The sequence below is a fragment of the Arthrobacter sp. SAFR-044 genome (genome assembly GCF_059414985.1).
On the sequence record NZ_JBPFDN010000024.1, the window covers coordinates 1 to 12,482 of the forward strand.

General features: G+C 65.7%; 10 protein-coding genes and 3 riboswitches. Of the genes, 5 read left to right on the top strand and 5 right to left on the bottom strand.

Translation table 11 applies throughout. The features are described from left to right. Positions 1-227: 227 nt before the first annotated feature. The 5 genes from ACR65J_RS20835 to cycA all read right to left on the bottom strand — a co-directional run bounded on the left by ACR65J_RS20835 (position 228) and on the right by cycA (position 5,542). Positions 228-977: a LamB/YcsF family protein gene (locus ACR65J_RS20835; protein ID WP_440172684.1), complete on the bottom strand. Its 750-nt coding sequence runs from the start codon at positions 975-977 to the stop codon at positions 228-230. Next, positions 961-1,764 (bottom strand): hypothetical protein, encoded by an 804-nt coding sequence (locus ACR65J_RS20840; protein ID WP_440172686.1) that lies wholly within the window; start codon positions 1,762-1,764, stop codon positions 961-963. The genes ACR65J_RS20835 and ACR65J_RS20840 overlap by 17 nt, the downstream gene beginning before the upstream one ends. Before the next feature lie 147 nt (positions 1,765-1,911). Next, positions 1,912-2,748, bottom strand: coding sequence for a methylenetetrahydrofolate reductase (locus tag ACR65J_RS20845; protein WP_440172688.1), 837 nt, complete (start codon positions 2,746-2,748; stop codon positions 1,912-1,914). A gap of 153 nt (positions 2,749-2,901) precedes the next feature. After that, positions 2,902-3,001: riboswitch (glycine riboswitch) on the bottom strand. A 91-nt stretch (positions 3,002-3,092) separates the two neighbouring features. Next, positions 3,093-3,956, bottom strand: a complete 864-nt coding sequence (purU, locus tag ACR65J_RS20850; RefSeq protein ID WP_440172697.1) for a formyltetrahydrofolate deformylase — start codon at positions 3,954-3,956, stop codon at positions 3,093-3,095. Between the two features lie 74 nt (positions 3,957-4,030). Next, positions 4,031-5,542 (bottom strand): D-serine/D-alanine/glycine transporter, encoded by a 1,512-nt coding sequence (cycA, locus tag ACR65J_RS20855; RefSeq protein ID WP_440172690.1) that lies wholly within the window; start codon positions 5,540-5,542, stop codon positions 4,031-4,033. A 155-nt stretch (positions 5,543-5,697) separates the two neighbouring features. Continuing rightward, positions 5,698-5,795: riboswitch (glycine riboswitch) on the bottom strand. 312 nt (positions 5,796-6,107) lie between these two features. Next, a riboswitch (glycine riboswitch) is annotated at positions 6,108-6,207 on the top strand. Between the two features lie 153 nt (positions 6,208-6,360). Between cycA and gcvP the strand changes: the two genes are divergently transcribed. The 5 genes from gcvP to ACR65J_RS20880 all read left to right on the top strand — a co-directional run. Then, the gene (gene gcvP / locus ACR65J_RS20860) at positions 6,361-9,225 is read left to right on the top strand and encodes an aminomethyl-transferring glycine dehydrogenase (RefSeq protein ID WP_440172691.1); all 2,865 of its coding nucleotides are present in this window, start codon (positions 6,361-6,363) and stop codon (positions 9,223-9,225) included. Positions 9,226-9,234: 9 nt separating this feature from the next. After that, positions 9,235-10,347 carry a glycine cleavage system aminomethyltransferase GcvT gene (gene gcvT / locus ACR65J_RS20865; RefSeq protein ID WP_440172693.1) on the top strand — a complete coding sequence of 371 codons (1,113 nt, stop codon included), beginning with the start codon at positions 9,235-9,237 and terminating at the stop codon, positions 10,345-10,347. 40 nt (positions 10,348-10,387) lie between these two features. Further along, the gene (gene gcvH, locus ACR65J_RS20870; protein ID WP_440172695.1) at positions 10,388-10,771 is read left to right on the top strand and encodes a glycine cleavage system protein GcvH; all 384 of its coding nucleotides are present in this window, start codon (positions 10,388-10,390) and stop codon (positions 10,769-10,771) included. A 26-nt stretch (positions 10,772-10,797) separates the two neighbouring features. Continuing rightward, positions 10,798-12,099, top strand: coding sequence for a serine hydroxymethyltransferase (gene glyA, locus ACR65J_RS20875; RefSeq protein ID WP_440172699.1), 1,302 nt, complete (start codon positions 10,798-10,800; stop codon positions 12,097-12,099). Between the two features lie 308 nt (positions 12,100-12,407). Beyond that, on the top strand, positions 12,408-12,482 hold a 75-nt coding region (locus ACR65J_RS20880), incomplete at its 3' end, for a serine dehydratase beta chain (protein WP_387442595.1).

A 12,482-nucleotide genomic window follows, 5' to 3' on the forward strand; every position in this document is an offset into this window, starting at 1 on the left:
TGGGTCTCGCCCCCTGAATGCCAGTGCCTGGAGGCCAGCCTCGAAGACCTTCCCCTGTGGGAACCCGACGACGACAGGTACGTGGACCTCGACGACCTGCCAGCCGACGATCCACTCTGGGCCGAACTCCTCACGACGCCACTAGTACCGTCGGGATGATGCGAGCCCTGGACACTACATGTTGGCCACGATCAGCAGTCACTGGGTCCGGAGCACGCCACCGCCTTCTACGCGAAGGCCTCCAGCTCCACGCCTGAGGCCTCAAGACCTGCCCGAATGTGGGCTGCAGCCTCCACGGCGCCAGGAGTCTCGCCGTGGATACGCAGCGAGTCAGGCCGGACCGCGACCAAGGACCCGTCGATGGCCACCACTTCGCCTTTTGTTGCCAGGCGAACTGCCCGCTCGACGATCGTGTCGACGTCGTGCAGTAGGGCGTCTTCCCGCGAAAGCGGCACCAACGTGCCGTCGGCGAAATAGGCGCGGTCAGCAAAAGCCTCGGTGAACACGGGGTGGCCTGCCTCCTTGGCCTGCTTCAACAGCTCCGAGCCGGGGAAGCCCAGGATGGGAAGGCCCGGATCGTAGGCGTTCACCGCCGCCAACAGGGCGGAGGCCTGCTCGGCATCATGGACCAGGGTGTCATACAGCGCACCGTGCGGTTTCACGAAGTCCACCGAAGCACCCACGGCGTGCGCGACGCCGTCGAGCGCGCCCAGCTGGTACAGCACGTCACCAAAAAGCTCATCAAAGCTCATGTCCAGTGAGCGCCGGCCGAAGCCGGCCAGATCGCGGTAGCCAACGTGTGCACCTACGGTGACATCCAGCTCGTAGGCCGCCCGGCAGCTGTCCAGCATGGTGACGGGATCGCCTGCATGGAGGCCGCACGCCACGTTAACGCTGGTGGCCAGCTGGAACATCGCCGGATCGCCTCCCGCGGTCCAGGATCCGAATGATTGGCCTACGTCAGCGTTGAGATCCAAGTATGTTGCCTTCCAGGGTCAGGTTGTCCGGCCCGGCAGCAGCGGTCAGCTCCCCGGGAATGGTATCCGGCATGGGCCCGAACGCCTCCCTGGCGTTCTGCGCCACGGCACGGCCCATCACGAGGTTACCGGCTCCACCCACAACCGCGCCTATGCCGAAGGGAAGGGCCCTGCCGAACAGTGCCGTGCCCTGGCGTTTGAGCAGGTTCTTCAGGAAGGCGTGCTGGATCCTCTTCCGGACGTTGCCGAACCCCGGCATCGAGGACTTGGACAGCATGTTTCCCCAGACGTCGGCGGGCTTGGCGCCGCCGGCCGCCTGGCCGCTGAGAGTGCCCATCAGGGCGGTCCCTTCCTCGCCAAGCATGATGGCCATGACCATGGTCCCGGCCTTCTCGGGATTGGTGAGGCGGATGCCGTGGAGCTCTGCCAGCGAGGTCGCGTAGAGGGCCGTCGCCTCCAGGAAGCCGACGGTTGCGGCTGCGGAAAGCCCAAGCGACGCCACGGTTCCCACACCAGGGACGACGGCGGTGGCACCCACCAGCGCACCCCCGCCGGTCACGGCCCGCAGGTAGTCACGCTCCGCGATGTCTGCCAGCTGCGCGGCGGTGGCCCGCGGATGCTTCTTCTGCAGCCGGCGGATGTAGGCCACCACCAGGGGCCGCTGGATCTGCACCGCCTTCAGGAGCATGTTGTGGACGCCGGGTTTGGGTTTGCCGTCGGCATCGAACATTGCGTTGTGGGCGGTTTCCTGTGCGATTCGTACTGCGGGATTGCTGCGCCTGGCCATGGTCACCTTCATTCAAATCGACCTGCAGCGGGTAGGCTGCCGTGCTTATCCCATCCTATGTGGACAAACACTAAGCATGCTGAACTTTCCGCTCCGCGCCACAGGCAGCCCCGGCCGCCGGCCTTCCAGCTGGCGCCGCCGGCCCTTTTAGCTGTTGAGACCGTGCAGGTTGTTGAAGGTGTACAGGTGGATACCCTTCACCGCTCCGCCGTCCTGCAGTTGCGCGAGGATTGACTGGGAGGAGTAGTGGCCGCCACGGAGCAGTCGGCGGCCGAGGGGGCCGCGGCGGTTCAGCAGTTTGAGGGACGGGCCCACGCCGATCTTCGTGGCAAGCAAAATCAACTGGGCCCGGGGAACGCTACCAGCCACTCCGGCCCATACAGGCAGGGTCACCCCTTCCCGGCGCAGGGTTTCGGCGTACCACTGGATGCGGGGAGCCGAAAAGCACAGCTGCGTCACCATTGACGATGCCAGATGCTGCTTTTCCAGCAGGGCATCAAGCATGTGCAGTTCGCCGTGGCCGGGGTGCCTCTCGGGGTAACCCGCCACTCCGGCCCGGATCCGTCCGCCGGACACCTCCGCGACGTCCTCCAGCAACGGAAGGCTGCTGTCATAGGGACCGGCCGGCTCCCCGGCGTCACCGCCGACGGCGAACACTTCGGCGATGCCGGCGTCGTGGCAGTTCCGGACCACGCCGGCCAGTTGCTCACGGCTTTCGATGCTTCGTGCGGCCAGGTGCGGGACAACCTCGAAGCCAAGGTAGGCAAGCTCGATGGCCGTGCGGATGGTGGTCCCCACGCCTTGGCGGGGCAGGCACGTCACCGTCAGCTGTGTCCCGGCGGGTACCGCGGCCTGGACGCGGGCGGCAATACCCTCCGTGGGATTGATCTGCATCCGGACAGGCAGTACCGTCCCGGCATTGCCGGCCTGTCCTTCCGCGGGAATCGGTGCAGCGGCTGATGGCATGAGGGATTGAATCGTCATGAGGAACTCCAGGTTCGGCCGGCCACGGGTGGCACGGCATGGATCGGGTCCCTCCCCGCTCTGTATTGGACCTGAGAGATTCCGCAAACCCTGCCAGGGCCTGCTTGCACCGTCGGTGAGCGCTGGCTGAGCAGCGCTGCTTTCCAGAGTCGCCTCGCCGTGACGGTACATGGGCCTGAGAGATTCCTGGGGAGGATTTGCTCCTACGGCGCCTGCCCGGTGATGGCCGGGAGAACTCTCCCGCCACAGCTCGAAAGGCTGTCTTTAGATGTGGTGGTACTGCGGCCGGTGCCTGCCCTCCGGCAGAAGGAGTGCGGGCACCGGCCGCATGGATGGACCGGCAATTAGCGGAGGATGACCGTCCGGTTGCCGGAGAGGACGATCCGCCCTTCAGCGTGCCAGCGGACCGCATTCGTTAGCGCCTTGCATTCGGCGTCGCGGCCAACCGTGACCAGGTCCGAGGCGGAGTAAGTATGGTCCACCTCGATGACCTGCTGTGAAATGATCGGCCCCTCGTCCAGCTCGGAGTTGACGTAGTGGGCAGTGGCGCCCACCGTTTTGACGCCGCGCTCGTAGGCCTGGTGGTAGGGCTTGGCACCCTTGAAGCTGGGCAGGAACGAGTGGTGGATATTGATGGCCTTGCCGCTCAGGCGGGTGGTGGCCTCATCGCTGAGCACCTGCATGTAGCGGGCAAGCACCACCAGTTCCACGGCGTAGTGGTCCACCAGGCCCAGGAGGCGCCCTTCCGCATCCGCTTTCGTTTCAGGGGTCACCGGAATGTGGTGGAACGGAACACCGTGCCACGTAGCAAGCGGTTCCAGGTCCGGGTGGTTTGACACCACGGCGGCGATCTCCACGGGCAGCTCACCGCTGCGGGCGCGGAACAGGAGGTCGTTGAGGCAATGCTCGTATTTGGAGACCATCACCAGGATGGGCTGCTTGCGTCCGTGGCGTTCCAGGCGCCAGTCCATCTGCCACTCCTGGGCCACCTGACCGAAACCGGCCCGGAGGCGGGCAAGGTCCAGCTCAACCTGCGAGGTTACGTGGATGCGCATGAAGAACCGGCCGCTTGCCCTGTCGCCGAATTGCTTGATGTCCACGATGTAGCATTCCTGTTCCAGCAGGTATGCCGACACCGCCTGGACAATGCCGAGGGCATCCAGGCAGTGGAACGTCAGCACGAATTCCCTGCCGGTTTCCGGGGTCACGGACTGGAGCCGCCCGGCCTCGAAGGTGTCTGCCTCGGATGTGCCGGTCCCGGTGGGGCGGGCCTTGGTGCCGATCACCGCTTGACCCGCTCTTCCCCCGCTTCTGCGGCGGCACCCGGCCGTACAGCCTTGCCGGCTGCGGCGTCAGAGAAGTCCTGGTCTGCCTGCAGTTCAGCCTGGAACGTGGCGAAACGGGCCTGGTGTGCGGGCCGGCGGCGGAGGACGAACCATGCAGCGCCGAGCAGGATGAACCACACCGGGGTGACCAGCAGGGCCACCAGGGTGTCCGGCTGGGTGGTGAGGGTCCAGATCACGAAGGCGAAGAAGGCGAAGACCACCCAGACCATGGCAACGCCGCCGGGCATCTTGAACTTCGACGCCTCGTGCAGGTGCGGCCGCCGGCGGCGGAAGGCAATGTAGCTGGCCAGGATGATCGACCAGACAAAGACGAAGCAGACGGCGGAGACGGTGGTCACCATGTCGAAGGCCTTGCCCACGTCCTGGCCCGCATACATGAGGACGACGCCGGACAGCAACAGCACGCAGGAAAGGAACAGTGCGTTCTGGGGTACCTTCCGCCGGGACAGTTTGCCAAAGACGTCCGGGGCGTCGCCTTCCTGTGCAAGGCCGAAGACCATGCGGGAGGTCGAATAAATGCCGGAGTTCGCGGAGGACATCGCGGAGCTCAGCACCACGAGGTTGACTACAGTGGCGGCGGCGCCCAGCCCCGCCAGGGAGAACATGGCAATGAAGGGGCTGTGGCCGGCCCTGAACTCGGTCCAGGGGGTGACGGCCATCAGGATGATGAGGGCACCCACGTAGAAGAGGAGCACGCGGATGGGGATGGAGTTGATGGCCTTGGGCAGGTTTCGCTCCGGGTTCTTGGCCTCGGCAGCGGTGGTACCCACCAGTTCGATGCCCACGAAGGCGAAGACTGCGATCTGGAAGCCGGCAACGAAGCCCATGAACTCGTTCGGGAAGAACCCGCCATGGCTCCACAGGTTGGTGAAGGTGGCAGGGCCGGCGTCGGACTGGAAACCGCTGAAGATCATGAAGAGGCCCACGATGATCAGGGCCGCGATGGCGATGATCTTGATCAGCGCGAACCAGAACTCGGTCTCACCGAATGCCTTGACGGTGGCGAGGTTCAGCAGGAGGAGGATGGCAATCGTTGCCAGGCCCGGGATCCACAGCGGGAGCCCCGGCCAGAGTTCCTGAGAGTACCCGGCGATGGCGATGACGTCCGCAATGCCGGTGATCACCCAGCAGAACCAGTAGGTCCAGCCCGTAAAGAAGCCGGCCCACGGGCCCAGCAGGTCAGCGGCAAAGTCACTGAAGGACTTGTAGTTGAGGTTGCTGAGCAGCAGTTCACCCATGGCACGCATGACGAAGAACAGCATGAAGCCGATGATCATGTACACGAAGATCACTGAGGGGCCGGCGGCCGAGATGGTCTTGCCGGAACCCATGAACAGGCCGGTGCCGATTGCGCCGCCAATGGCGATCAGTTGGATGTGGCGGTTGCTGAGCTGCCGCTCCAGGTGCGGGGCTCCGCCGCCGGGGGACGTCGGGGAATGGGTCGTCATTGAGGAACTCCATCGTTCGAGCGGCACCCGGGGTGTCGCAAAGATTGGATTTCCTCCCCGCTCTGTCTGGGACCTGAGAGTTTCCACATGCCGGCCAGGGGCGTGCTTGCACCGTCGGTGAGCCAGGACAGGGCCTGGCTGCTTTCCAGAGTTGCCTCACCGCGGCGGTACGTGGGCCTGAGAGTTTCCTGGGGAGGGTTTGCTCCTACGGCGCCTGCTGAACGTACCGGCAGGGCTCTCCCGCCGCAGGTCAAAAGCGTTTGCTTGGTAAATCAGTGTTCAGTTGTCAGAGGGCATCCATCCTTGGCGCGGTGATCCGCAGGATGGATAGCGGGGCCTCCGGTGATCCCTGCCGGCGAACGGAGCGCCCAGCGTCTTTGGGCCAGTTCCGCTGCCCGGCCAGATCACGGGGTTCAGTGTGGCGCCGGTCACGGACAAAAGTCAAGCCAGGCCTTATTCCTCCGAGGGACGCTGCCCAGGCGCGCTTCATGATGGACCGATTTGCTCCCCACTCAACCTTGCGTGTAGCCTGTGAGCCGAATCACCCACATTTCAATATGCCTTTCGAGCTGTGGCGGGAGAGTTCTCCCGGCCATCACCGGGCAGGCGCCGTAGGAGCAAATCCTCCCCAGGAATCTCTCAGGCCCATGTACCGTCACGGCGAGGCGACTCTGGAAAGCAGCGCTGCTCAGGCAGCGCTCACCGACGGTGCAAGCAGGCCCTGGCAAGGTTTGCGGAATCTCTCAGGTCCAATACAGAGCGGGGAGGGACCCGATCCATGCCGAGCCACCCGTGGCCGGCCGAACCTGGAGTTCCTCATGACGATTCAATCCCTTCCGTCTGCCTTTGCAGACCGGCATATCGGTGCACGCCGCCAGGCTGACGTCGACACCATGCTCAAGGCCGTTGGCTACGACAGCGTTGACGGACTCGTGGACATCGCTGTTCCCAATTCGATCCGCCAGTCCAAGCCGCTCGCGCTCAAGGACGCGCTGAGCGAGGTTGAGGTGCTTGCGGAACTGCGCAGGCTCGCCGCCAAGAACAAGACCGCCGTCCAGATGATCGGGCAGGGCTACTACGACACCATCACGCCCGCCGTGATCCGCCGGAACGTGCTGGAAGCCCCGGCCTGGTACACCGCCTACACCCCGTACCAGCCCGAAATTTCCCAGGGCCGGCTCGAGGCGCTGCTGAACTTCCAGACCATGGTCCAGGACCTGGTGGGCCTGCCCATCGCCAACGCCTCGCTGCTGGACGAAGCCACGGCTGTCGCCGAAGCCGTCCTCATGATGCGCAGGGCCAATAAGGCCAAAGGCCAGAACGCAGACGCCCGCGATGGCAAGACCGTCCTGGACGCCGACGTACTGCCGCAGACCATCGCCATCGTCAAGGGCCGCGCCGAGGCGCTCGGCTTCGAGGTCGAGGTCGCCGACCTGTCCAAGGGACTCCCTGAAGGCGCGATCAACGGGATCGTGCTCCAGCAGCCCGGCGTCTCCGGCCGCGTCTTCAACCACGCAGGCGTCATCGCCGAAGCGAAGGAGCGCGGCGCGCTGGTCACCGTCGCCGCAGACCTGCTTGCCCTGACCCTGATCACCCCTCCGGGCGAGCAGGGCGCCGACATCGCCGTCGGCTCCACCCAGCGCTTCGGTGTCCCGCTGTTCTTCGGCGGCCCGCACGCCGCCTACATGGCCGTGGCCAAGGGGCTGGAGCGTTCCATGCCCGGCCGCCTGGTGGGCGTGTCCAAGGACGACGCCGGCCTCCCGGCTTACCGCCTGGCCCTGCAGACCCGCGAGCAGCACATCCGCCGCGAAAAGGCCACGTCCAACATCTGCACGGCTCAGGCCCTGCTGGCCATCGTGTCCTCCTTCTACGCCGTCTACCACGGCCCGGACGGGCTGAAGGCCATCGCCGAGCGGGTCCACAACAACGCCCGCGTCCTCGCCACCACGCTCAAGGTCGCGGGCCGGGAACTGGCCACCGAGACGTTCTTCGACACTGTCACGGTCTCCGTTCCCGGCAAGGCCGCCAAGGTCATCACGGCTGCTGAAGCACGCGGCATCAACCTGCGCCACATTGACGCGGACACCATCGGTGTCTCCGTGGATGAAACCACGACGCCGGAAATCCTGTCCGCAATCGCCGTCGCCTTTGGTGCCGGCCCCGTCGTGGACGCCGAGGGCTTCGACCTGCCCGCAGAGGTGCTCCGCACCTCTGCGTTCATGCAGCACCCGGTGTTCAACACCCACCGGTCCGAAACCCAACTCCTGCGCTACATCCGCAGGCTGTCGGACCGGGACCTGGCGCTGGACCGCACCATGATCCCGCTCGGTTCCTGCACCATGAAGCTGAACGCCACTGCCGAGATGGAGGCCATCTCCTGGCCGGAGTTCGCCTCCATCCACCCCTTCGCCCCCGAGTCCCAGACCAAGGGCTGGCGTGAACTGATCAGCGGCCTGGAAGCCGACCTGGCGGAGATCACCGGCTACGACCAGGTGTCGCTGCAGCCGAACGCCGGATCCCAGGGCGAGCTCGCCGGCCTGCTGGCCATCCGCGGCTACCACCGCGCCAACGGCGATACCCAGCGCAACGTCTGCCTGATCCCCGCCTCGGCCCACGGCACCAACGCCGCCTCCGCCGTCCTGGCCGGCATGAAGGTCGTCGTGGTTGCCACGGCCGGGGACGGGACGATCGACCACGAGGACCTGTACGCGAAGATCGAGGCGAACAGGGACGCCCTCTCGGCGATCATGATCACCTACCCGTCCACCCACGGTGTCTATGACGCGGACGTGACCGAGATCTGCGAGGCTGTCCACGCAGCCGGCGGCCAGGTCTACGTTGACGGTGCCAACCTGAACGCCCTCGTGGGCCTGGCCCAGCCCGGCAAGTTCGGCGGCGACGTCTCCCACCTGAACCTGCACAAGACCTTCTGCATCCCGCACGGAGGCGGCGGACCCGGCGTCGGACCTGTTGCGGCCAAGGCCCACCTGGCGCCGTTCATGCCCGGCGACGCCAACAAGGCAGCGCATGAGGAAGGCCGCGGCGTGGCCATCAGCGCCTCGAACTTCGGTTCTGCCGGTGTCCTGCCGATCTCCTGGGCGTACGTGAAGCTCATGGGCGGCGAGGGCCTGACCGAGGCCACCAAGGCAGCCCTGCTCGCAGCGAACTATGTTGCCGTGCGCCTGAACGAGTACTTCCCGGTGCTGTACACCGGCGAAGGCGGCCTCGTGGCGCACGAATGCATCCTGGACCTGCGCGACCTCACTGCTAAGACGGGCGTCACTGCTGAAGATGTGGCCAAGCGCCTCATCGACTTCGGCTTCCACGCCCCCACCTTGGCATTCCCCGTCGCAGGGACGCTGATGGTGGAGCCCACCGAGTCCGAGGACCTGGCCGAGATCGACCGCTTCATCGAAGCCATGATCACCATCCGCAAGGAAATCGACCAGGTGGTCAACGGCGACTTCACTGTCGAGGACTCCCCGCTGCGCAACGCACCCCACACCGCGTCCGCCGTCGTGAACTCCGACTGGGACCGCGCCTACAGCCGCGAGCAGGCCGCCTTCCCCGTCCACCACCTCAAGCAGGACAAGTACTTCCCGCCGGTGGGCCGGATCGACGGCGCCGGTGGAGACCGGAACCTGATCTGCTCCTGCCCGCCGCTGTCCGAGTTCGAAAACTAAGGATTCCCCATGACTGAGAACTACACGGCTCTCTACGAAGAGCACAAGAAGCTTGGCGCCTCCTTCACCGACTTCGGTGGCTGGCAGATGCCGCTCAAATACAGCTCCGAACTGGCCGAGCACCACGCCGTCCGCAACGCCGCAGGCCTGTTCGACCTCTCCCACATGGGTGAAGTCTGGGTCACCGGCCCCCAGGCCGGTGCGTTCCTGGACTACGCCCTGGTGGGCAAGTTGTCCGCCATCGCGGACGGCAAAGCCAAGTACTCGCTGATCTGCAATGAGGACGGGGGCATCATCGACGACCTCATCACCTACCGTTTCGGCGATGAGAAGTACCTGGTGGTTCCCAACGCCGGCAATGCTCCCACCGTGGCCGCCGCCCTCGCCGAACGTGCAGCCAACTTCGACGTGACAGTGGAGGACGCTTCGGCGGCAACCTCGCTCGTCGCAGTCCAGGGACCCAAGGCCGAGGCCATCCTGCTCAAGCTCACGGATGAGTCCCAGCACGCCTTGGTCACTGGCCTGAAGTACTACGCGTTCAACGAAGTGACCGTGGCCGGCCACGATGTCATCCTGGCCCGCACCGGCTACACCGGCGAAGACGGCTTCGAACTCTTCCTCCCGAATGAAGGCGCCGCTGCTTTGTGGGAGTCCGTGGCCCAGGCCGGGGAAGAGTTCGGCATTGTCCCGTGCGGCCTCGCATCCCGCGATTCGCTCCGCCTTGAAGCGGGCATGCCGCTGTACGGCAACGAACTCTCGCTGGAGCGTTCACCCTTCGATGCCGGCCTGGGTCCCGTCGTGGCGCTTAAGTCCAAGGAAGGCGACTTCGTGGGCCGGTCAGCACTGCAGGCAGCCAAGGAAGCCGGCCCGAAGCGCAAACTGGTGGGCCTGAAGGGCCACGGCCGCCGGGCTGGCCGTGGCGGCTACCCGGTCCTCAAAGACGGAACCGTGGTGGGCGAGGTGACGTCGGGCCAGCCCAGCCCCACCCTTGGCTACCCTGTGGCACTGGCCTATGTCGACGTCGAGCACGCCGAGTTGGGCACCGCCCTGGACGTGGACCTGCGCGGCAAGGCTGAGCCGTTTGAAGTCGTCGCACTGCCCTTTTACAAGCGCCAGAAATAGCGCTCCCCACTCTTGAACCCCAAACTTAAGGAAACACACCATGGCTAAAGTTGCCGCTGAACTGAAGTACTCCGCCGAGCATGAATGGATCGCCGCTGACGGCTCCGGCCCGTCCGTAGTGGGCGTGTCCGCTGTTGCCGCCGAAGCGCTGGGCGACATTGTGTACGTGGACCTGCCCGAGGTTGGCTCCACCGTGACCGCAGGCGAAACCTGTGGCGAAATCGAATCCACCAAGTCCGTCTCCGACCTGTACTCCCCCGTCACGGGCGAAGTCACGGAAATCAACGACGACGTGGTCGGCGACCCTGCCGTGATCAACAACGATCCCTACGGCGCCGGCTGGCTCTTCAAGGTCACCGTCACCGAAGAGGGCCCGCTGCTGTCCGCGCAGGAATACGCCGAAGCAAACGGCGGCGAACTGTGAGCGGCGCCGCGGCCGCCGCGGGCACCATGGCCTTTGAACAGGTCGTCTCCCCCAGCCTGAACGCAAACCTGTCCGCCCTGGACCCCGAGATTGCGGCAAAGATCGACGACGAACTGGGCCGCCAGCGCGACGGCCTGGAAATGATCGCTTCGGAGAACCACACCGCGGCCGCCGTCATGCAGGCGCAGGGCTCGGTGCTGACCAACAAGTACGCCGAAGGCTACCCGGGCAAGCGCTACTACGGCGGCTGCGAGCACGTGGACGTCATCGAGCAGCTGGCCATCGACCGGGTCAAGGCCTTGTTCGGCGCTGAGTTCGCCAACGTCCAGCCTCACTCCGGCGCCCAGGCCAACGCCTCGGTGATGCACGCGCTGATCAAGCCCGGCGACACCATCATGGGCCTGAACCTGGCCCACGGCGGCCACCTGACCCACGGCATGCGGATCAACTTCTCCGGCAAGCTCTACAACGTGGTCCCGTACCAGGTCCGCGAAGACACCCACACCATCGACATGGCCGAGGTGGAGCGGCTGGCCCAGGAGCACAAGCCGCAGCTCATCGTGGCCGGCTGGTCAGCCTACGCGCGCCAGCTGGACTTCGCTGAGTTCCGCCGCATCGCCGATTCCGTGGGCGCCTACCTCATGGTGGACATGGCGCACTTCGCCGGACTGGTGGCAGCTGGCCTGCACCCCTCCCCCGTCCCGCACGCCCACGTGGTCACCTCCACCACGCACAAGACCCTCGCCGGTCCGCGCGGCGGCATCATCCTCTCCAACGACCCCGACATCGCCAAGAAGATCAACTCGGCCGTGTTCCCGGGCCAGCAGGGCGGGCCACTGGAGCACGTCATTGCCGGTAAGGCCGTGGCATTCAAGATCGCTGCGTCCGAGGAGTTCCGCGAGCGGCAGGAACGCGTCCTGGCCGGTGCCCGCATCCTGGCCGAGCGACTGGTCCAGCCCGACGTCACCGCCAAGGGCATCAGCGTGGTGTCCGGCGGCACCGACGTGCACCTGGTCCTGGTGGACCTGCGCAACTGCGAACTCGACGGCCAGCAGGCAGAAGACCGCTTGGCCGCGATCGACACCACGGTCAACCGCAACGCGGTCCCGTTCGATCCGCGTCCCCCGATGGTGACGTCGGGCCTGCGCATCGGCACCCCCGCCCTGGCCACCCGTGGCTTCGGCGAGGAAGCCTTCCGCGAGGTTGCAGACATCATCGCCGAGGCATTGATCGCCGACGCCGGCGCGGACCTGTCCGGGCTCCGTCACCGCGTTGACGCCTTGGCAAAGTCCCACCCGCTCTACCCCTCCATCACAAACCTCGCCTAAGTGCATGGCTCTGGTCACCTTCGGGACCGGCGGACCGGACATTTTCACGCCTGCTGCGCCCCACCGTCCCCCTTGCCTCGCAAGCTCGGCAGGGAACCCGGACGGCGTGGGCCCAGTTCGTCGCTTTGACGCAGGCTTTCGAAAAGTCCGGCTCCTCCGGCCCCTCCCGGGGAAGTCGCCTTGGTGACGTGCCCGCGGAGTGGGCGGGGCATCCGGCAGCATCCGCTTAGCGGGCGTCTTCGCGACCGAGCACGCAGAGGATGTCCTGCCCGCTCCACCCCAACCACCTGTTCAAGTTAGGAACCAGCATGGCTGTTGGCGTTTTTGATCTGTTTTCGATCGGTATTGGCCCTTCGTCTTCGCATACTGTGGGGCCGATGCGG